Annotated in this window: 13 protein-coding genes and 2 pseudogenes; 7 read left to right on the top strand and 8 right to left on the bottom strand. The window is 72.5% G+C overall.

Annotated elements, in window-relative coordinates:
* A pseudogene (locus ABD378_RS40625) lies at positions 1-483 on the bottom strand (hypothetical protein); the annotation flags it as partial.
* 281 nt (positions 484-764) lie between these two features.
* On the opposite strand from ABD378_RS40625, the gene ABD378_RS40630 reads away from it, so the two are divergent.
* Both ABD378_RS40630 and ABD378_RS40635 read left to right on the top strand, forming a co-directional pair.
* Complete coding sequence (locus tag ABD378_RS40630; RefSeq protein WP_344529886.1) at positions 765-1733, top strand: hypothetical protein; 969 nt, start codon at positions 765-767, stop codon at positions 1731-1733.
* Positions 1730-4603 carry a stealth conserved region 3 domain-containing protein gene (locus ABD378_RS40635; RefSeq protein WP_344529888.1) on the top strand — a complete coding sequence of 958 codons (2874 nt, stop codon included), beginning with the start codon at positions 1730-1732 and terminating at the stop codon, positions 4601-4603. The genes ABD378_RS40630 and ABD378_RS40635 overlap by 4 nt, the downstream gene beginning before the upstream one ends.
* On the opposite strand, the gene ABD378_RS40640 is transcribed toward ABD378_RS40635, so the two are convergent.
* The 4 genes from ABD378_RS40640 to ABD378_RS40655 all read right to left on the bottom strand — a co-directional run bounded on the left by ABD378_RS40640 (position 4585) and on the right by ABD378_RS40655 (position 11745).
* Positions 4585-7728 (bottom strand): CDP-glycerol glycerophosphotransferase family protein, encoded by a 3144-nt coding sequence (locus tag ABD378_RS40640; RefSeq protein ID WP_344529890.1) that lies wholly within the window; start codon positions 7726-7728, stop codon positions 4585-4587. The genes ABD378_RS40635 and ABD378_RS40640 overlap by 19 nt on opposite strands.
* The gene (locus tag ABD378_RS40645; RefSeq protein WP_344529892.1) at positions 7725-9656 is read right to left on the bottom strand and encodes a hypothetical protein; all 1932 of its coding nucleotides are present in this window, start codon (positions 9654-9656) and stop codon (positions 7725-7727) included. The genes ABD378_RS40640 and ABD378_RS40645 overlap by 4 nt, the downstream gene beginning before the upstream one ends.
* 253 nt (positions 9657-9909) lie before the next feature.
* Positions 9910-10407 carry a hypothetical protein gene (locus ABD378_RS40650; protein WP_344529894.1) on the bottom strand — a complete coding sequence of 166 codons (498 nt, stop codon included), beginning with the start codon at positions 10405-10407 and terminating at the stop codon, positions 9910-9912.
* Between the two features lie 117 nt (positions 10408-10524).
* Complete coding sequence (locus tag ABD378_RS40655; protein WP_344529896.1) at positions 10525-11745, bottom strand: hypothetical protein; 1221 nt, start codon at positions 11743-11745, stop codon at positions 10525-10527.
* A gap of 221 nt (positions 11746-11966) precedes the next feature.
* On the opposite strand from ABD378_RS40655, the gene phsA reads away from it, so the two are divergent.
* Positions 11967-13892, top strand: a complete 1926-nt coding sequence (phsA, locus tag ABD378_RS40660; RefSeq protein WP_344529898.1) for an O-aminophenol oxidase PhsA — start codon at positions 11967-11969, stop codon at positions 13890-13892.
* Here the strand turns inward: phsA and ABD378_RS40665 are convergent.
* The gene (locus ABD378_RS40665; RefSeq protein ID WP_344529900.1) at positions 13880-14245 is read right to left on the bottom strand and encodes a hypothetical protein; all 366 of its coding nucleotides are present in this window, start codon (positions 14243-14245) and stop codon (positions 13880-13882) included. The genes phsA and ABD378_RS40665 overlap by 13 nt on opposite strands.
* A 98-nt stretch (positions 14246-14343) precedes the next feature.
* On the opposite strand from ABD378_RS40665, the gene ABD378_RS40670 reads away from it, so the two are divergent.
* On the top strand, positions 14344-15069 hold the full coding sequence (locus ABD378_RS40670) for a PDZ domain-containing protein (RefSeq protein WP_344529902.1): 726 nt from the start codon (positions 14344-14346) through the stop codon (positions 15067-15069).
* A 162-nt stretch (positions 15070-15231) separates the two neighbouring features.
* Positions 15232-16356, top strand: a complete 1125-nt coding sequence (locus ABD378_RS40675; protein ID WP_344529904.1) for a M24 family metallopeptidase — start codon at positions 15232-15234, stop codon at positions 16354-16356.
* 15 nt (positions 16357-16371) lie between these two features.
* Here ABD378_RS40675 and treZ read toward each other — a convergent pair whose 3' ends face one another.
* Complete coding sequence (gene treZ / locus ABD378_RS40680; protein ID WP_344529910.1) at positions 16372-18117, bottom strand: malto-oligosyltrehalose trehalohydrolase; 1746 nt, start codon at positions 18115-18117, stop codon at positions 16372-16374.
* Between the two features lie 158 nt (positions 18118-18275).
* Between treZ and ABD378_RS40685 the strand changes: the two genes are divergently transcribed.
* On the top strand, positions 18276-18827 hold the full coding sequence (locus ABD378_RS40685) for an FHA domain-containing protein (protein WP_344529906.1): 552 nt from the start codon (positions 18276-18278) through the stop codon (positions 18825-18827).
* Between the two features lie 92 nt (positions 18828-18919).
* On the opposite strand, the gene ABD378_RS40690 is transcribed toward ABD378_RS40685, so the two are convergent.
* On the bottom strand, positions 18920-20170 hold the full coding sequence (locus tag ABD378_RS40690; protein ID WP_344529908.1) for a M14 family zinc carboxypeptidase: 1251 nt from the start codon (positions 20168-20170) through the stop codon (positions 18920-18922).
* Positions 20171-20333: 163 nt separating this feature from the next.
* Here ABD378_RS40690 and ABD378_RS40695 point away from each other — a divergent pair.
* Positions 20334-20669, top strand: a pseudogene (locus ABD378_RS40695) (cytochrome P450); the annotation flags it as partial.

Consider the following 20669-nt stretch of genomic DNA (forward strand, 5'->3'; position numbering starts at 1 on the left):
ACCGAGCTGTACGGCCCCTGCCCCGAGCCTGATCGTCGACGTCGCGGCGGCGGTCAGGGCGTACAGCGGGTTCTCGAGGCCCGAGAAGGACCACGCCACGTACGACAGGTTCGCGGCGAGGACGCCGCCGGTCAGCAGCGTCACCGCCCAGGCCCGCCCCGGCAGCACGGCCCGCGCCGCCACGGCCACGCAGGCGAGCACGCCCGCCGTGCAGAGCAGCGCGAGGGCCTTGGGGTAGAGCACCAGGTCGCTGACGCCGAGGAGCGTGCCGTGGTCGAAGAGGCCGAGTTTGCGGCCGATCAGGAGCAGGACGAGCCAGTTGGGGTTGGAGTACCCCTCGACGGGGTCGGCGCCCGGCTGCTGCACGGGGCCGAGGCCCTCGTCGATGCTGCGGGCGTAGGCGAAGGTGATGGCGGCGTCGTCGACGATCCACTGGCCGAGCGTGCTCGCACGCCAGGCGATCAGGAGGGTCGCCAGAGCCACGGCCGCCGGGTCGGACCAGCGGCGGCACCGGGCCATGACGCCCGGCCGGTGTGCCGGAGAGGGGTCTTCGGCCGATGGTGCGGATGATTCCTTACGGCGCTGGAACTGCGCGAGAGAAATGATCATTAAGGGGCTTAACCCCCCAAACCGCCCCAGGTCACGCCGGCGTCCGCCAGGCGGGTGACCTGTACGCGGCCACACCCCGCATCGGGGCGGACAACGGGCCGCGCAGAAACGAACAACAGGCAAAGTGGCCCAATGCACCACATTGGGTTCACGCCATGACCCCGGCCCTGCCGCCCGCCGCCCGGCGGATCCTCGCCACCGCACGGACCACCCGCTTCCGCGCGGAACGCGCCGCCGCGGGCCGGGTCGGCGGCGGGGCCCAGGCGCTCATCGCGCCCGTGCACCTGTCGGTCCGGGACAGCCGTACGCTCAACATCGCCGTCGCCGCCCTCCCCGATGAACAGGCCGGCCGGGCCCATCTGATCGTCTCGCGCGGCCACCGCCGGTTCCGGATCCCGCTCGCCCTGGAGCACCACGCGCACGGCGGGCCGCTGCTCACCGGGACCGCCACCCTGCGCGACGTACGCCATGAAGAAGGTGTCCCCGGCAGCCCTCGCCTGAGTGAGGGCGTCTGGCGGCTCACGGTCGTCACCGCCGGCGCCCGCGGAAGCGTCCGGCGCGGCATCGTCGTCGACGGGGACACCGAACCGCCGCCCACGCCCACCCTCCTGCATGCCCCCGACCCCCGCACCGGCACGCTCATCCGCGTCGTGCGGTGCCGCAGCGGGCGCGCGGTGCTGCAGGTGACCCGGTCCCGGCCGCGCGCCGAGCTGCTGCGGTTCGTGCCCGGCGGCGACGGCATCACCGTGCACGGGCGGCTCGTCATGACGGGGACCCGGCGGCGGTGGCGGGCGAAGGCCGTGCGGCAGCGGGACGGGGTCACCGTGCCGGTCGGGGCGGTGTGGGAGGGCGCCGACTTCAGCTTCCGGCTGCCCCTCGCGGAGATGGCGGGAGCGAGCCCCGGCCAGTGGGTGTGGGACTTCCAGGTGGAGGCCGACACCCATGCCGATCCGCTCCCCCTGGGCCGCTGGCTCTCCGACGTACGCGACCCCTCGGCTGCCTGCCCCACCCCCTTCCGCGTCTTCGCCCTGCCGAGCGGCGCCCTGGTCCGGGCCCACGCCCACTTCACCAAGTCCGGTGCCTTCGCGCTGACTTGCTGGGACATCTCGAAGGAGACCTCATGAAGATCACGTACCTCCTCGGCTGGGGCGACGAGATGGGCGGCACCGAGCTGGCCACCTACACCCAGGCGCAGCACCTCGCGGACCGGCACGACGTCGAGGTCATCTCCGTCTTCCGGACCCGCCCCGAGCCCTTCTTCCCCGAGGCCCGCAGCCTCCCCGTCCGCTATCTCGTCGACCGCACCGCGTCTCCCGAGCGCCCGGTGCGCGCCTCACGCCTGGACGAGGCCGCCTGCCGCACCCTCGCCGCGCTGCCCAGCGAACTGATCAAGCCCTCCTGGGAGTCCGCCTTCGACCGGCTCTCCGACATCGAGATGGCCGCCGCCCTGACCACCCTGGACACCGACGTCCTGGTCACCACGACCCCCGCCCTGATGGCCGCCGCCGTCGGTCTCGTCCCGGCCAGGGTCGTCACCGTGCACCAGGAGCACCGCCCGACCCAGCGCCGTGGCCCCTCCGGCGAGCCCCTCCTCCTGCACGCGCCGCGCCTGGACGCCCTGGTCACCCTCACCGAACGCACCCGCGACTGGATCGCGGAGTCCCTCGGCGCCACCGCCCCCGAGCTCGCGGTCATCCCGAACGCCGTGCCGGACGGCTTCCGGCCCCGCGCCGACGGCGAGAGCAAGGTCATCGTCATGGCCGCGCGGCTCACCGGCGAGAAGCGCGTCGACCACGCCGTGCGGGCCTTCGCCGAAGTCGCCGACGCCTATCCGGACTGGACCCTGCGCGTCTTCGGCGGCGGCCACCGCGAGCAGCACCTGCGCCGCCTGGTCGACGGCTTCGGCCTGCAGGACCGCGTCGAACTCCTCGGCCCCTGCCAGGACATGGCCGCCGAGTGGGCCAAGGCGGGGCTCACCCTGATGACCGCCGGGCACAACGAGGCGTTCCCGCTCGTGCTGCTCGAAGCGCTCGCCGCGGGCGTGCCCGTCGTCGCGTACGACGTCCTGACCGGGCCCGCCGAGATCGTCAGGCACCGCGTCGACGGACTGCTCGTACCGCCCGGCGAGATCCATGAACTGGCCGCCGCTATGAGCGAGTTGATGGGCGACCCGGAGACCAGGCGCGGCTACGCCCACGCCGCCCGCGAAGGCGTCTACGCCCGCTTCTCCTCCACCGACGTCACCGCCCGCTGGCAGGAGCTGTACTCGCGGCTCGTGGCCCGGCGCGACGCCCCCGAACGGCTCGACGGCCGCGCGGACCGGGTGGCGCTCGGCGTCGCGTCCGGCGGGAGCGGCTTCCGGCCCACCACGCCGTACACCCTGGACGCCGCGCCCGGCGCCGATGAGCGGGCCCGCGAGGACGAGATCGCCGCCGCCGACACCAGCGGCCTCGTCATCCGCTCGGTGGGCCGTCTCGCCGAGCGCCGCGACGACGTCCTGGCGCCCGACATGACCGACTGGAACCTCGAACTCACCGCCACCGCCCTGGAGTCGAAGGACATCCCCTACGTCCTGGTCCGCACGTCCGACACCACGCACACCCTCGCCGTGGCCGACGACGAACGCGACGGCGCGCTCAAGGCGCTCGCCGAGTCCCTGCACGGGCAGCCCGTCTACGCCGAGCTGATCCATCCGCGGGACGCCGCACCCGGGGTCGTGCTCGCCGAGCGGCTCGACGGCATCGGTGAGGTCGCGGGCGTCAAGGTCTTCAAGCCGGTGACCACGACGACGCTCTCCCTGCGGCACGGCGCCGGGCAGTCCTGCACGGTGGCGTTCTGGCCGCGATTCGCAGACGACACAGACGGCACGGACGGCACAGACGGCGCGTACGCCGTGGCCGGAGGGACCGACGCCCGGCGCGCGCCCTTCGGGACCACCCTCGCCGGATCCGAGCTCCCCTCGCTCTCCCCCACCGCGACGCTCCGCGTCGCCGACCGCACGTACCCGACCCTCGACGTCTTCGCCCAACTCCTCATCGGGGACGTCGACTTCCCCATCGACGCTGTCTACACCTGGGTCGACGACTCCGACCCCGAGTGGCACACCCGCCGCAAGGCGGCACTCGGCGGCCCCGACGACGAGTTGTCGCCCGACCACGGCGCCGTCCGCTTCCGCAACCGCGACGAGCTGCGCTACTCGATGCGCTCCCTGGCGATGTACGCGCCCTGGATCCGGCACATCTACCTCGTCACGGCGGGCCAGACCCCGTCCTGGCTGAACGAGGACCACCCGGACGTCACGGTCGTCGACCACCGCGACCTCTTCGCCGACCCGGATGCGGCGCTCCCCACCTTCAACTCCCACTCCATCGAGAGCCAACTGCACCGCATCGAGGGCCTGTCGGAGCACTTCCTCTACCTCAACGACGACATGTTCCTGGGCCGCCCCACCACCCCGGACACCTTCTTCCTCAGCTCGGGCACCGCCCGCTTCTTCTGGTCGACGGCGTCCGTGCCCGCGCTGCCCGTCTCACCGGACGACGAGGGCTATCTGGCCGCGGCGAAGAACAACCGGGATCTGCTCCGGCGGGAGTTCGGCAGGACGACGACGCACAGCTTCTTCCACGCGCCCTACGCCCTGCACCGCAGCGTCCTCGCGGAGCTCACCGAGCGGTTCCCCGAGGAGCTCGCAGCCACCGCGCGCAGCCGCTTCCGCTCGAACAGCGACCTCGCCCTGGTGTCGTCCCTGCACCACCACTACGCGTACCTCACCGGCCGCGCCGTCCCGTCGGGCATCGCATACGACTTCGTGGACATCGGAAGCCGCGCCGACCACGCCCGCCTCGGCCAGCTGCTCCAGGGCCGCAACAAGACGGCCTTCTGCATCGGCGAGTCCCCCGACAGCGATCTTGCCGACGAGGAGATGGCACTGGCCATCCGCTCGTTCCTCGCGGCGTACTTCCCGGTCCGCTCGCCCTACGAGCGGGGCGCCTGACCTTCGAGGAACAGCCGCCGCACGACCCGATCGGCCGCGCCCCCGTCGTCGTACGGGCAGAACCGCGCCCGGAAGGCCTTCCTCAGCGCCGTCGCCTCGGCCGAGTCCCACTCCCCGTTCAGGAAGACCTCGGCGAGCTCGTCCTCGGTGGTGGCCACGGCTCCCGGTGTCTCGCCCGCGCGGCCGGACAGCAGGTCGAAGTAGGTGCCGCGGGCGAGGCGGTACGCCTGCCAGTCGGGGGCGTACGTCACGATCGGGCGGTCCAGGCAGGCGTAGTCGAACATCAGCGACGAGTAGTCCGTGACGAGCGCGTCGGCGGCCAGGCAGAGGTCCTCCACGCGCGCGTGCCCGGTGACGTCGACGAGCTGCGGGTGACCGCGCAGGCCCGCGTCGGCGCCGTAGAAGTAGTGGGCGCGCACTAGCACGACGTACGAGGGGCCGATTGCGCGCACGAAGCGCTCCAGGTCGATGCGGGGCGAGAAGCCCTTCTGGTAGTCGCGGTGGGTGGGCGCGTAGAGGAGGACTGTCCGGCCGTCAGCGACCCCCAACTCCTCGCGGATACGGGCGATTTCACCGTCTCCGGCCGTGAAGTAGACGTCGTTGCGCGGATAGCCCGCCTCCAGGGCCTGGTACGAGGTCGAGGGGTAGACCCGCTCCCAGACCTCCGTGGAGTGCGGGTTCGCGGAGAGGCTGAAGTCCCACTGGTCGGTGTGGTCCAGGACCTTCTGGAAGCTGATGCCGTGCGTGCCCGCGGGGTAGCGGCGCTGGTCCAGGCCCATCTTCTTGAGCGGGGTTCCGTGGTGGGTCTGGAGATAGACCTGGCCGGGGCGTTTCGTGAATCCGCCGGGGAAGCTGGAGTTGTTGATCAGGTACGTCGCCCTGGCCATCGCCTGCCAGTAGCGCCGCGAGCCCTCGACGACGTACTCGACCCCGGCCGGTACGCGGCTCTTGTGCCGGGAGGAGACCACCCACACGCCCCTGATGTGCGGGGCGAGTTCGCGGGCCTTGGCGTGGATGGCGGCGGGGTTGCAGGAGATCCCGCGGTTCCAGTAGGCGCCGTAGACCGCGAGGTGGGGGTCGAGCGGGCGGCGCAGGTCGGCGCGGTAGGCCAGGCGCATGGCGCGGGCGCGCAGCTTCTTCTTCTGCTCCTTGAGCCTCCGGGTGAGGCCCTTCCTGCGGGAGCGGCTCTTGCGCTGCGCTTCGTAGGCGGCGAACGAAGCGGTGGCGAGGGCCTTCTCGCCCGGGGTGGACGCCGGGTCCGCCGGTCCGTACGTGCGGTAGAGGCGGGCCGCCCCGCGGAAGAAGTCACGGCGGTCGCGCGGCGTGACGCGTCCGGGGTCGTCGAGCACCGCGAGCAGATGCGCGGCCGCGTGCGGGACGAGCCGGGCGCGGTCCGCCGGGCCAGCGGCGGTGAGCAGCTCCTCGTACCGCGCGATCGCCTCGGCCCACTCCCCGGCCCCCTCGGCGGCCCGCGCCCGCTCGGCGAGCCCCGTGAGGTGCCCGAACCGCTCCACCTCCGCCGAGAGGCAGGCCGGAGGCGGACCGGGCAGCGCGTCACGGAGGGACGCGAACTGCTCGACGACGGCGTCAGCCTCCCGCTCCGCCGCCAGCAGAGAGCACAGCTTCTCCAGCTCCCCCCAGGCGAGTTCGAACGCCGCCTCCGCACGGAGCCGCCGCTGCTCGTCCTCGAACTGGCGGGTCTCGGCCCGCAGCGTCCGCTGCACCTGCGCCCACTGCCCCAGATCGCGCTGGAACCGCGCCGCACCGATCAGGACCGCCGAGTCGACATGCCCGACCGGGCTCTGGAAGGCCCGCAGCGCGTCCGCGCCCTCGCGCAGCGGATCGGCGACGGCGCCACCGTCGTCCCGCACCTCCCGCGCCTTGAACAGCCAGCCCTGCCGGCAGGACTCGTGCAGGAACAGCGCGGGCGTCGCCCACTCCACCGCCGTGTGCCCCGGCAGATGCGAGATGCGGCGACGCGCGGCGCCCATGGCCTCGTCGATGCTGCGGTTCGCCGCGAGCCCCTTGAACAGCTCCGGGCTGAATTGCCCCGCCGACAGATCGCTCACCCGCCCCCGCATCGCCACCACGGCGGGCACGCCCCCGCCGATCAGCGCCTGGGCCAGCCCCGAGAAGGGCTCGGCGAGCGAACTGTCCGCTCCGGAGCAGAGGTTGAGCGTCACGAGGCGCAGCCCCGGCGCCTTCAGGAGGATCCCGCTGAGCAGGTCGGCGGGTACGTGGTCGACACCGCCGCCCTCGGTCTCAAGCGCCACCACGCCCTTGCCGAGTTCATGGTCGTACGTCCCGTGCGCTATCAGCAGCAAGGCGGTCGGCAGAGGGGAGTGGGCGCCGAGGGCCGCCTCCAGGCTCTTGCGCGTCGCACGTTCGAGCACCGTGGTCTGCACGGCGACCTCGGGCAACTCCTGCCGCAGCGCCGCCACTTCGGCATCGGGACGCAGCGGCGGCAGCCCGGCGCCGACGGGTGACGCGCAGGCCACGAGCAGCCTGATCAGGCTCGGCTCGTCCGCGGGTTCGGGGAGCCGCTGGCCCAGCGGGCCACCGGGCAGCGAACGCACCAACGAGTAGCCGTGGTTGAGGGCGAGCGACTGCTGCGGCTGCCCCGGCGGTGCGCACAGCGTCTCCAAGGGGAGGTCGCGCAGCTCCTCCGGCACGTCGAACCTGATCCGCAGCCCGCGCGCGGGCCGCATCCGCTGTGCCCGCTCGAGCGCCAGACCGACGCAGGCGCCGACACCTCCCGGGTGTCGCCGCTCGCCCCGGCACCCGGCCCGTTCCGCCTCGCCGGACCCGGGCCCGGACCCGAGCCCAACATCAAACCCAGCCCCAGCCCCAGCCCCAGGAGTCCGTTCCCCGAAGAGCAGCCGGAAGACGGCACGGCCAAGACCCCGGAGCTGTGCCACCGTGTGCTGCTCGCCCATGGGAGCCAGGCCGAGCTCGGCCGAGATCAGCCGGTCCCACTGGTCACGGAACGCGGCGGGTTCGCCGTTCACCGCGATCACTTCGGTGGCGGTCGCGGGGCCATTGGCGGTGACGAGATAGCGGGAGGTGCCGATGGGGCGTATACGGATGCGGAGTTCTTCGTAGGCGAGCATCGACACTGCCGTCACCTCCCGCTCTCTTGCCGCTCTGCCGTGACAAGGTCCAGGTCGGCGACGGCGGCGTCGCGCTGCTCGGTCAGCTCGGGATCGTCGGGGAAGTGGGCCAGCGCGGCGGTGAGTTGGTCCAGCGCTTCCCGCAGGGTCGCCCTGGCCCCGGACACGCTCCCCGAACGCCACCGCCGCGCGGCGAGCCCGCGCAGCACGACACCGAGGCTGACCTGCGCGCGCAGCAGATGTGGGTTGAAGGCGACGGAGCGCCTCAGGTCTTCCGCGGGCGCGTCGAGCAGAGTGCCGTCGCGGTTGACCGCGGAGATTCCCCGGTCGGCGAGCAGCCGCGCCAACTGCCCCTCCAGGCGTCCCCGTTCATTGGCGCCGGTGATGGCACGTACCGCTTCGAGCGTGTCCACGGCTCGCGACGGATCCCCCGCGCGATGTGCCGCCCGCGCCACGCCGAGCGCCAGATCGACGACGGCGGCCTGGGTCTCGCGGTAGCGCTCCAACTCCCTGCTGTGCACGAGGGCGCGCCGCCAGGAAGCAGCCGCAGCGCCGAAGTCGGGGCGTGCCGCGGTGAGTTGGGAGCGTCCCAGATCGAGCCGGGCCCGCAGCGCGAGGCCGCGGGCGTCCCGCGCGAGGCGCCGATGCTTGTCGGGGTGCCCGGCATAGGCGGGGTTCAACTCGTCGAAACGCCCGCAGTCCGGTTCGCAGATGGCGGCGGCCACCTGGGGCGGCCGTGAACCGTCCCTCCGCTGAGCCGTGTTCGTCCGCTCGCGGCACTGGCGGCAGCGCAACTCGGTGAGCGCGGCGAGCGCGTCCGCAGGCTTGTCCTGCTTCAGGAGGAGCTGGGCGAAGCCGAGTTCGGAGAACGCGTACGTCAGGTGGGTCCTGCCTTCGACGCCGGAGCCGTCATGGGGTCCGGCATCGGTACCGACGCCGGTACCGGCATCGGCATCTACGGCGGCATCGGAACCGGCGGTGGTCGCGGCGGCGAAGGCGCCGAAGCCGTCGACCAGACCAAGCCCCGCGATACGTAACGGACCGCCCGCCAGAGGAGGTCCGCCGCGCCCCGCCGGGAAGCCTCCCGCCCCGGCCAGAATCCTCGCGGCGTCCGCCTCCCGCTGGAGCAGCGCCCCCGGCGGCACGCGGCCACCGTCGTCGCCCTCCGGCATCCGCCGTTCAAGGAGCTCCCGCAGATCGGCCCGGAGCCCCACGACGAGCGCCGCATCCACGGTCACACCGAACCTGGCCTCGGCCGAGGCACGCCGGTGCGCCCAGAAGGCGTCGTCGTGCAGGAGAGCGCCCCATGCGGCGACGCAGCGCTCCCAGTGTTGGGCGGCGCTGTTGTCCGAACAGCCTTGCTCACTCGGTGAATTGAGCAGCGCGAGGGCCAGCGTGTGGGTGATCCGGTGGTCGGCGGGGTCGCGCCGGGCGGCGTCCTCCAGCAGCTCGACGGCGGTCTCGCGCCGCCCGCCGAGCACGAGGGCGACCGCGTACAGCGGCACGGACTCACGCTCCGGGCCGACCAGCCGCCGGGAGGCGTCGACCAGGCGGGCGGCCCTGGCCGCTGCATCGCCGGGCTCACCGCGCCCCCCGATGGCACTCGACAGCTCGGCGACCGCTGCCTCGCGCAACGACAACGCGAGGCCACCCGCCGCGTGACCGTCGGAAAGCGCCGCCATGACCCAGCGCGCGTCGGCATCCAGTGCGCCCTTGTCGCTCGCCGCGCGCAGATCGTCAAGGGCTTCCGCGTACCGCCTCAACCGCACCCGAGCGTAAGCCCGTTGGACGAGCGACCGGCGATGCGGCCTCGCACACCCGAGCGCCGAGGTGAAGTACCCGTCCGCGGCCTCGTACGCCGCCCGGTGCGCCGCCGCGCACCCCAGCCAGTGCAGGGGCTCAGCTTTATCGGGCCGCAACTCGTGCGCCCGCTCGAACTCCACGGCCCCCTGCTCGGCGTCCCCCGCCGCAAGGCGAACCCGACCCAGCCCGACATGAACGCGCCCCCGGAGAGCCCGGCCACTTCCCCCGTCACCCGTCTCATCCCGGCCCACCAGGGCAAGTGCCGCCAAGAAGTCCCGCTCGGCGGGCGCGATGTCGCGGCGCGCCAGGCTCGACTCACCCCTGGAACACGCCTGTTCCGCGCCGCTCAGGTCAGCCCGCGACCCCACGTCACCACCCCCGATCCCCGGCGGGTCAGCCGGCCGCTTCGTCCAGCTCGGAGCGCCAGCGGCCCTGCCCGCTGTCGTAGTGCAGCGGCCCCTCGCTGAACCGTGCGAGGTCGAGACCGAGGAGCTGCTCGTACGCCTCGCCCGGCAGGCCCGGCTCCAGGACCACGCGCAGCCCCGTATGCCGGTCCTGGAGAACCAGCGGCCGAGGGGCGGGATCAGCGGGATCGCCGGGATCCGTGGAGAGCGGAGAGCGCGGAGAGCGCGACGACCGGCGTACGACATCCTTGAACGCCGTGTACGAGTCCTTGACCGCCTCCGCGCCGAGCCCGCTCAGGAAGGCCTGCAGGGGCAGGGACGCCAGCATGATCCAGGGAATGTCCGCGGCGCCCCGGTGATCGACCGCGCGGCGCACCCGCGCCGTATGGACCCCGAGGCCTTCCAGCGCGGAGACCAGATCCCGCCGCAGGTCATCAGAGGCGTCCTGGTCGAGGAGCAGCTCCGCGGGCAGCGGTGCGTCGGTCATTGGGCGGTCCTTCCCGGAGCCGGTCTCGGTCCCCGTCCCGGAGCCGATGCCGGGCTCCTGCCGAGCTGATCTCCGTGCGGCAGCCTAGAGGCGGCAACCGCATCGGTGCGGGAAAACCTATGATTCCGCCGCAGCCGCTTCCACCGCCCTCCGCTCCAGCTCGGCCAACCGCGCGTCGGCCGCCGCGCGGCCCTCGTCGGTGTCCTGCAGCGACCGGTGCAGACGCTGGGCCCGTATCGCCTGGGTGTAGTCGCCGAGCAGTGTCAACTCATCGCGCAGCACCGCCAGTTGGGCTACGTCGGGGCCTGTGTCGTCCAGCTCGCGGATCAGATAGGTGCGAGCGGCCTCCACCATCCCCTGCTCCCGCGCGAGCTCGAGCCAGGTGGATTCCGGTTCGTCGCCGGGGTCCACCCCATAGTTGGAATCGTCGAACGAGCGCGCCCACTCCTGGAGTTGACCGGCCTCCTCCGGGAGCCCGGCAAGGCCGCACCAGGTGTCGTACGTCGTCTCGTGGACCTCGCGCAGCAGTGGCAGGTCATCGGCCAGGCCGTGCAGCCCCACCAGGACTACGGCGAGCCGCAGTTCGTCGGACATGGGGGCGTCCGCCTCGTGCTTGAGGAGGTGGCGCAGGAGGGCGCGGTCCGTGTTCCGCCGGTCGTACTGCGCGGCGCGCAGCACCGCCACTCTGCGCGGCCGGTCCCCGGCGACGCCGTCCCAGACCGCGCGGTCGCCCGTCCGCAACAGGGCCAGGTCGGTGCGGCCCTTGGCGAGCACCTGCTCCCACAGGGGCGGGCGGGGGTGCGGATCGAGGCGCTTGTACGCCAGATGCTCGACGGCGTTGAGGAGGAGGTGGTCCGGCTCGGTGCGCAGGAGCGCGGCGTGCAGGCGTGCGACGAGCTGCACGGGGGAGCGCTCCGGGAGCCCGAGCGCGGCCCGCAGCTCTGCGCGGCGCGCGTCGAGATCGGGCACGCAGTCCTCGCGGAAGTCGCCCTCCGTGTCGGCGATCTCGGCGAGTATCCGCGTCTCGCCGTCGGTCGGCGACAGGCGTACGTAGTCCTGCCAGCCGGGCAGGCCGACGAGGATCTCCAGGGCTTCGTCCACGCTGTCCCCGATGGTCCCGGCGGACCCCTCGGAGTCGGCGTACAGCACGGATCCGTCCCCGCACACGAAATACGTGCCCCCGGAGTCGTCCCCCGCGATCGGTTCCAGCGGACCACCCGACGCGAGGCGGACCTCTTCGACGTGGTCCGCGCGGGACAGGTCGAATGCGAAAGGGAACGCGGCCAGCTCGGCCAGTCGCGGGTCCTGTCGCAGCAGACGGAGTGCACGTTCGGTCATGTTCCGAAAGTAACAGCGGTCACTGACAGCAGACCCACAACAGGACTACCCGATTCCCTATGCGGTTTCCGATACTTTTACTGCGGAATGGGGGATTCACGGAACTTGGCCGGGGCTCCGTGAGTCTTCTGATGTAAGAGGGCGGCCACTGACCGGGCCGTCCAACTGGCCCCAGGGCAGGGGCCATTGCATTTGCATTGATCAACACGGGGGTGTTCATCTTGACCGACATCATTGAGCGCATCACAGACCACCTGACGGGCACGCAGGCCGACGGTGACGCCGACGCGACGCGGGCACGGGGGGAGCTGACGCCGTACGTCACGCAGCTGCCGGTGCCGCCCGTCCTGCGACCGGACTCCGTCGCCGTGGGGGACGAGACCGATGTGCCCGCGGAGACCGAGATCGCGCTGCGCCCGGCCTGGATCCGGCTGCACCCGCAGCTCCCGCCGACCCTGATGTGGGGGTACGACGGCTGCGTACCGGGCCCGACGATCGAGGTGCGGCGCGGGCGGCGCATCCGGATCGCCTGGACCAACCGCATCCCGAAGGGCGGCGAATATCCCGTCACTTCAGTGGAGGTCCCGCGGGCCGACCCGAACCCCGGCACCCTGCCGGGGCGCGGGGGCGTCGAGCCGAACAAGGACGTGGCCGCGCTGCCCGCCTGGTCGGTGACGCATCTGCACGGCGCGCAGACCGGCGGCGGCAACGACGGGTGGGCGGACAACGCGGTGGGGTTCGGCGACGCCCAGCTCTCCGAGTACCCGAACGACCACCAGGCGGTGCAGTGGTGGTACCACGACCACGCCATGAACATCACCCGCTGGAACGTCCAGGCGGGGCTCTACGGCACGTACTTCGTCAGGGACGACGAGGAGGACGCGCTCCATCTCCCCTCCGGGGAGCGGGAGATCCCGCTGCTGCTCGCCGACCGGAACCTGGACACGGACGAGGACGGACGTCTGAACGGCCGCCTGCTGCACAAGACCGTGATCGTCCAGGCCAAGAACCCGGAGACGGGCAAGCCGGTCTCGCTGCCCTTCACGGGTCCGTACAGCACGGTCAACGGCCGCATCTGGCCGTACGCGGACGTCGACGCCGCCTGGCACCGCTTCCGCCTGGTGAACGCGTCGAACGCCCGCATCTACGACCTCGTCCTTGTCGACGAGGAGAACAACCCCGTGCGGGGCGTCCTGCACCAGATCGGCAGCGACGGAGGCCTGTTGCCGCGTCCCGTGCCGGTCGACTTCGACGGGGCGCTGCCCACGCTCACCGTCGCCCCGGCCGAGCGGATGGACCTCCTGATCGACTTCCGCGCGCTCGCGGGCAAGCGGGTGCGTCTGGTGAACAAGGGCAGCGGCCAGGCCCCTGGGGTGCCTGACCCGGCGAACGACGTGCGCTATCCGCAGGTCATGGAGTTCCGCGTGCGGGACGCCGAATGCGAGGACCCCTTCTCGCTCCCGGAGATCCTCTCGGGCTCGTTCCGCCCGCTGAGCCACGACGTCGAGCACGGCCACCGTCTGATCGTCCTGACGCCGCCGGCCACGAAGGGCGGCGGAGGTCACCCGGAGATCTGGGAGATGACCGAGATCAAGGACGCGGGCGACATCCGGGTCCCGACCGAGGGAATCATCCAGCTCCGTGGCGAGGACGGGAAGACCAAGACCTACCGCCGGACCGCCCGCACCTTCAACGACGGCCTGGGCTTCACCGTCGCCGAGGGCAGCCACGAACAGTGGAGCTTCCTGAACCTCGCGGTGAACCCGCCGGTGACCCACCCCATGCACATCCACCTGGCCGACTTCCAGCTCATGGGCCGCGACGCGTACGACGCGTCAGGCTTCGACGTCACGGTGGGCGGCACCCTCGCCCCGATCGCCTTCGACCCGAAGAAGGAGATCCCCCTCGCCCCGAACGAGCGGGGCTGGAAGGACGTCTTCCTGGTCCCCGGCGGCCAACTGCTCCGGGTGATGGGCAAGTTCGACGGCGCCTACGGCCGTTTCATGTACCACTGCCACCTCCTTGAGCACGAGGACATGGGCATGATGCGCCCCTTCGTGGTCATGCCGAAGGAGGCCCTGAAGTTCGACCACGGGGCGGGGCACGGCGGCCATGGCGGCGGCCACGAGGGAGGTCACGCGGGCTGACGGAGCCCGCGGACGGTCAGCCAGTTCCGCAGGCCCTCGGCGTGGACCAGCGGGAACTGGCCGGCCCGACCGCAGTCGAGGTCACTGCTCGCGCTGCCCAGGTGCAGTGTCAGCTGCTCGACATGACGGCCACGGGCATCGCTGAGCAGGAACCGCAGATCGCCCCAGCACATGCAGCAGAAGGCGTCGGCGGTGAGATCGACCGTCAGCAGCCCGGACAGCTCGCGGAGCTCACCGGCGTCGCGCACGTCGTACCGCAGCTCCGGCTCGCCCGGCGTCCCGGTGATCTCGACCCTGGTGGTCCGAGCCCAGAGGGACGTCATGTCGGCGGTGGTCGGCAGGCGGTCATTCATGTGGGCACGCTATCCGGCGCGCCGCACACCTGGACGTCACCCTTTCGTGAATCGTCGCGCGGGGTCACGCCGGGTAGGGCTGTGGCCGGAGGCGAGCCATGGAACAGACTGCGTTGCGTCCCAAGCCGATGCCGGGGCAGGGCCCCGGCGGAGGCGGCAAGTTCGGTATCGGCGGCAGACTCGGCATCGGCCGGAAGTTCGGGGCCGGGCGCAAGGCCCGTGCCGGGCGGACATCCGGTACGGGCCGTAGACCCGGACCCGGCCACCGTCCGCACGCCGCCCGGCGGCGCGGGCGGCGGCTTGTCACCCTGCTCTTCGGGCTGCTCTTCTCGGCCGTCCTCGTGCTCTCGGGAGTGGGTCTTGGCACGGTCAGCGCCACCGTCATCGGCATGAGCAAGCTCGCCGACATGCAGAAGGAGGCGCGGGCACAGGGCGGGCAGACGGCGCCCGGAGGGCCGGCCGCTCCGGGCGCCGCGTCCAAGCCCGCCGCCCCGCCGAAGCCCCCGCCGAAGCCGCCGCAGAGGGAGCCCGACAAGGCCGATGGGCGGGCCGCCGCGCGCGCCACCCTCGGCGTGGAGGCCGTCGACGCCCCCAGGGGTGCCGGTGCCCTGCTCGTCGGCGTGCACAGTCCGGGCCCCGGCTACACCGCGGGTCTCGTACGCGGCGACGTGCTGCTCGCCTTCGGCAAGACCCGCATCGCTTCGGCCAAGTCACTGGCGGCTGCGGTCGCCGCCGCGGACCCGGGAAGGAACGTCACTGTGAGCGTCCGCCACGAGAGCGGAGAGCGGCAGTCCCTGTCGGTGACGCCGGGCTTCGTGACGTGACGGCATGGACATGAAGGCCTGGACATGAAGGCCGGGCATGACGGCCTGACGTGACGGGACGGGGGCGCCGGAATCCGGTCGCGCACGCGCGGCGGTGGGGGCAGGATCGGCTGCATCGGCAGCGCGCCGTACGCGCAGCAGCGAGCAGCCCTGGAGGCCCCCATGACCGGCACCCCCGCGCCCTTCACCGCCGACGACTACAAGGCCCGCATGGACCGCGCCACGGCCACCGCGGCGGACGCGGGGCTCGCCGGACTGCTCGTCGCGCCGGGCCCCGACCTGGCCTGGCTCACCGGCTATCGGCCGACCGCCGACACCGAGCGCCTCACCGTCCTCGTGCTCGCCGCGGGCCAGGAGCCGGTGCTCGTGGTGCCCACCCTGGAGGCAGGGGACGCGGAACGGGCGGTGGGCGCGAGCGCGCTCTCCCTGCGGGACTGGACCGACGGCAAGGACCCCTATGCCGCGACCGCACCACTCCTGGACGTCGACGGCCGCTTCGGGATCAGTGACAGCTCCTGGGCCATGCATCTCCTCGGCTTCCAGAAGGAGCTGCCGAACACCTCGTACGTCTCCCTCACCGAAGCGCTCCCCATGCTGCGCGCCGTCAAGGACGCCGCGGAACTGGAGTGCATCGCGGCGGCCGGTGCCGCAGCGGACTCGACGTACGAAGAGATCAAGAAGGTTCCCTTCGCGGGCCGCAGGGAGACCGACGTCGCCGCCGATCTCGCCGACCTGCTGCGGCGGTTCGGGCACTCCCAGGTCGACTTCACCGTCGTCGGATCCGGCCCGAACGGCGCCAACCCGCACCACGAAGCGGGCGAACGCGTCATAGCCAACGGCGACATGGTCGTCCTCGACTTCGGCGGCCTGCTGAGCGGCTACGGCTCGGACACCTCGCGCACGGTGCACGTGGGCGAGCCCGACGCCGAGGAGCAGCGGGTCCACGACATCGTGCGCGAGGCACAGGAAGCCGGCTGCCGCGCGGTGCGCCCCGGCGCCGCCTGCCAGGACGTCGACAGGGCGGCGCGGGCGGTGATCACCGACGCCGGGTACGGCGAGCACTTCATCCACCGCACCGGGCACGGCATCGGCGTCACCACCCATGAGCCGCCCTACATGATCGAGGGCGAGGAACTGCCGCTCGTGCCCGGGATGTGCTTCTCCGTGGAGCCCGGCATCTATCTGCCGGGCCGCTTCGGAGTGCGTATCGAGGACATCGTGACGGTCACCGAGGACGGCGTACGGCGTCTCAACTCCACGCCGCGCGAGCTGGCGATCGTCAACTGACCCCCGCCTTCGGCCTCATGGCATCAGGAGCACCGCGCACGACTCGGCGGGCAGCCGAAGGAGTCCGTCCGCGCCCGGCGCGGTGACCGGCTCCCACGCCGCGAGCACCCGCGCGCCCCGGCCGCCCAGCGGGATGCCGGCCGTCTCCTTGCCGATGTTCACCGCGATCCGCAGATCGCCGCGCCGGACCGCGAACCAGCGCTCCCGCTCGTCGTACGCGACCCGGAGCGTCGCCAGATCGGGGTCGAGGAGGTCGCCGCGGGCGCGGCGCAGGGCGATCAGTTCGCGGTACCAGGCCAGCACGCGCGCGTGCGGGTCGGTGAGCGGCTCGGCCCAGTCGAGACAGGAGCGGTTCCTGGTGGCCGGATCCTGCGGATCCGGAATGTCCTCCTCGGCCCATCCGTGCGCCGCGAACTCCCGCCGCCTGCCCCGGCGCACGGCATCCGCGAGCTCGGGATCGGTGTGGTCCGTGAAGAACTGCCAGGGCGTCGCGGCGCCCCACTCCTCGCCCATGAACAGCATCGGCGTGAACGGCCCGGTGAGGGTGAGTGCGGCGGCGCAGGCGAGCAGGCCGGGGGAGAGAGTGGCCGAGAGCCGGTCTCCTTGTGCGCGATTGCCGATCTGGTCGTGGGTCTGCGTGTAGCCGAGGAAGCGGTACGCGGGCGTGCGGGCGCGGTCCACGGGACGGCCGTGCCGGCGTCCCCGGAAGGTCGAGTACGTGCCGTCGTGGAAGAAGCCGCCCGTCAGCGTCTTGGCGAGCGCGGCGAAGGGCGCGCGGGCGAAGTCCTCGTAGTAGCCGTGGGCCTCGCCGGTGAGCGTGGCGTGCAGGGCGTGGTGGAAGTCGTCGTTCCACTGCGCGTGCAGACCGAGTCCGCCCTCGGCGCGCGGGGTGACGACGCGCGGATCGCCCTGGTCGGACTCGGCGATCAGCGCGAGCGGTCTGCCGAGCTCGTCGGCCAGTTCGTCCACGGCCGCCGAGAGATCCTCCAGGAAGTGGCACGCGCGCGTGTCCCGCAGTGCGTGCACCGCGTCCAGGCGCAGACCGTCCAGGTGGTAGTCGCGCAGCCAGGCGAGCGCGCTGCCGATCAGATACGCGCGCACCTCGTCCGATCCGGGGGCGTCGAGGTTGACCGCGGCGCCCCACGGAGTGTGGTGGGTGTCCGTGAAGTAGGGCCCGAACGCGGGCAGATGGTTGCCGGACGGGCCGAGGTGGTTGTGGACCACGTCGAGCACGACACCCATGCCGTGCGCGTGCGCCGCGTCGACGAACCGTTTCAGCGCCTCCGGGCCGCCGTACGGCTCGTGCACGGCCCACGGGGACACACCCTCGTACCCCCAGCCGTGCCGACCGGGGAACGGGCAGAGCGGCATCAGCTCCACATGGGTGACGCCCAGTTCGGCGAGGTGACCGAGCCGCCCCGCGGCCGAGTCGAGCGTGCCGTCCGGTGTGTACGTCCCCACGTGCAGCTCGTACAGGACCGCGTCCCGCACCCCGCGCCCCGCCCAGGGCGCGCGCCACGCGTACCGGTCGTGGTCGACGACGGCGCTGAGACCGTCGGGGCCGTCCGGCTGGCGCCGCGAGCGGGGATCGGGCAGCACGGGGCCGCCGTCGAGCGAGAAGCCGTAGCGCGCCCCGTCGGCGGCGTCCGCCTGCACCGTCCACCACCCGGCCCGGCCGTCGGCGCGCTCCAACGCGCGCGTGGTGCCCTCGCACAGCAGCGCGACGCGCTCGGCCTCCGGTGCCCACACCTCGAACTCCACCGACAGTTCCCCCTTGTCTGCCATCCGCTGTCCGCCATCCGTCTTCATCCCTACGTCATACCTGGTGACGTCCCGTCCATCGTGCTTCAGAAGTGATCGGCCCGGGGTCGTTCCGCGTTTTCTGGACACCCCGGCCGAGCTGACCGACAATCAGCAGGGTGACGTCGTCCTTCGAGATCCACACGTACCCCGCGCGGCTGACCGACGCCGAGCGCGACAGGGCGCTGGACGTGCTCAGGGAGGGCGCTGCCCTCGGCAAGCTGTCGCACGACACGTTCGTGCGGCGCATGGAGCTGGCGCTCGCGGCCCGCAGGCCCGATGAACTCGCCGCGCTCACCGCCGATCTGCGGACCGAGGGACGCTTCTCGCGGGCGGTGTTCGGCACCGTCGGCGCGGTCTCCGGGTTCACGGTGCGGCTGCGCAGGGCCTGGCAGGCCGAGAAGCTGCCGAAGCTGCTCCTTCCGGTGCCGGCGAATCCGTATCCGCTGCGCATCGGACGCGACCCGGCGAACGGACTCAGGCTCAGCCACGAGACGGTCTCCCGCGTGCACGCCGAGCTGAGCAGGCAGGGCGGCATGTGGGTGCTGCGCGACCTCGGGTCGACCAACGGCACGTCCGTGAACGGCCGCAGGGTGATCGGTGCGGCCGTCGTCCAGGACGGCGATCAGGTCAGCTTCGGGAAGATGGGCTTCCGGCTCTCGGCTTCGTGAAGCCCATGCGGGAGCGGGCGTTCAGGGACAGGTGTTCGGGGATGGGCGTGCGGGGACGGGCATGCGGGGATGGACGTGTGTCGGGCGTGCGGTCAATCGCCCTGCACGCGCGCGTGGCGCGCTGCCGCGACCGTCGTCCGTGACTGGTGCTCGACCTGGTCCTCCAGCGGAACCCAGCGCGCCCTGAACCGCTCGGCGAACGCGTCGCTCCAGTGCAGCACGAGCCGTTCCAGGCGGGGCGCGGCCCGGTCGCCCGCCGCGTCAAGGACCCGCAGCAGCATCGCGGCGGCCCGCAGCGGCAGTCGGCGGCCGAAGGCGTCGACGCTGCCGATGTACGCCATCGACGTCCCCGCGGGCGGCAGCCCGGCCCAGTCGTCGGCGAGACCGGGCACCAGGTCGAGCGCCCAGCGCGCCGCGCGCAGCAGTGGCCCTCGCGCTTCCGGGAGCCGCGGCAGCGCCTCGCCGAGGATGTCCTCGACCAGGCGCGCGTCATGGCGCAGCCGCTGCGAGAAGCCGCGCAGCGCAAGGGTCGGGGCGGGATGGACGGTCAGGTCGTCCACCAGGTCGCTCGCCCACATCGGGACCTCGACGATGGCGGTCAGGCCGCCGTACCGGTGGGCGTGGTGCCAGGTGGTGTGCCGGGCGTCCTCGGGGAGGCTCGGATAGGCGGCCGCCGAGCCGGGGCCCGGCAGCACATGGACCCCCGGCCCCGAGACCGGCCAGCCCGCGGCGTCCGAAGCACCCGCCTCCACCGGAATGTGCAGCTCTGCCGCGGACTTGGCGAACGGCTGGGCGAGCCCCGGTATGTCCCGCGTCAACTGCACCCAGCTGCCGCCGAGATCGGTTCCGTGCAGCGACACCTGCAAGTAGGGCCGCAGTTCGTCGATGACGCCCGTCAGGGTGCGGGTCTCGGGAGGCAGCCGGTCGGGCGGAAGGACCGAGGGGGACCACTCCGGCTGCTCGGGTCCCGCGGGACGGAAGAAGTGGCGGTGGTAGTCGAACAGGGTGCGCGGGGCGGGCGTGCGGTGCAGGTCCGCGCCGTCCGGGTCGGCGCACAGGAGGAAGTGCCAGGAGGTGTCGGCACGCAGGTCCGCGTCCCGCAGGGCCCACTCCGCGAGGTGGAGCAGCGTCGAGCCACCGGTCGGTTCGTTCGAGTGCGCGCCCGCGACGACGAGGACGGCGCGGGGGGAGCTGCCGACGGACAGCAGGTGCAGTGGTCGTCCGGCGCGCGATGTGCCCACCTGACGCAGGACGCTCAGCTCGGGACGGTGGGCGGCCAACTCCCGGGCGGAGAGCACGAGTTCGGCCACATTGGGATAGCGCTGCTCCGCCAGTTGACTCACCCCCGTCTTGTCCGCTGACGCAATCCGCAGTACGCCACGCGGTCGGGCACGTGTCAAGCGTGCGACCCAAGGGATGTCATCCCACGTCGGCCTTGCCGGGCAGCATCACCCGAATGGGTGTATGGGAACGGCGCGGGGCGCTCCGCGGTGATGCCCTGAAACCGTGTATGCGAGCTCGGCCCCTCAAGGGCACCGTCTGTCACCGGCTCCGCCGAGTTCGTCCTCAAACGCCGGACGGGCTGGGGCTTCCCCTCCGGTCAGCCTCCTGGCCCCCGGCGTAGAGAGTGATCCCTTTCCGCTCTACCGCACCCTCCGCGAGGGCTACCCCCTCGTCCGGGACGAGCTGCTCGGAGCCTGGCTGCTCAGTCGGTACGCGGATGTGCGGGGCGCGCTCGCCGACGCCCGGCTCGGTCCGGTGCGGGCCGGGCCGGGGCCGGCCTGCCGGAGGCTTCTGGAGCCCGCGCTGCGGGCCGCCGCCGAGCGCACCGCCTACGTCCTG

The organism is Streptomyces rectiviolaceus, from assembly GCF_039533825.1.
GTDB lineage: Bacteria > Actinomycetota > Actinomycetes > Streptomycetales > Streptomycetaceae > Streptomyces > Streptomyces rectiviolaceus.

Excerpts from the sequence above, each read along its gene's own strand:
- ABD378_RS40630 (WP_344529886.1), top strand. The coding sequence starts at position 765 with ATGACCCCGGCCCTGCCGCCCGCCGCCCGGCGGATCCTCGCCACCGCA.
- ABD378_RS40635 (WP_344529888.1), top strand. The coding sequence starts at position 1,730 with ATGAAGATCACGTACCTCCTCGGCTGGGGCGACGAGATGGGCGGCACC.
- ABD378_RS40650 (WP_344529894.1), bottom strand. The coding sequence starts at position 10,407 with ATGACCGACGCACCGCTGCCCGCGGAGCTGCTCCTCGACCAGGACGCC.
- ABD378_RS40655 (WP_344529896.1), bottom strand. The coding sequence starts at position 11,745 with ATGACCGAACGTGCACTCCGTCTGCTGCGACAGGACCCGCGACTGGCC.
- ABD378_RS40665 (WP_344529900.1), bottom strand. The coding sequence starts at position 14,245 with ATGAATGACCGCCTGCCGACCACCGCCGACATGACGTCCCTCTGGGCT.
- ABD378_RS40670 (WP_344529902.1), top strand. The coding sequence starts at position 14,344 with ATGGAACAGACTGCGTTGCGTCCCAAGCCGATGCCGGGGCAGGGCCCC.
- ABD378_RS40675 (WP_344529904.1), top strand. The coding sequence starts at position 15,232 with ATGACCGGCACCCCCGCGCCCTTCACCGCCGACGACTACAAGGCCCGC.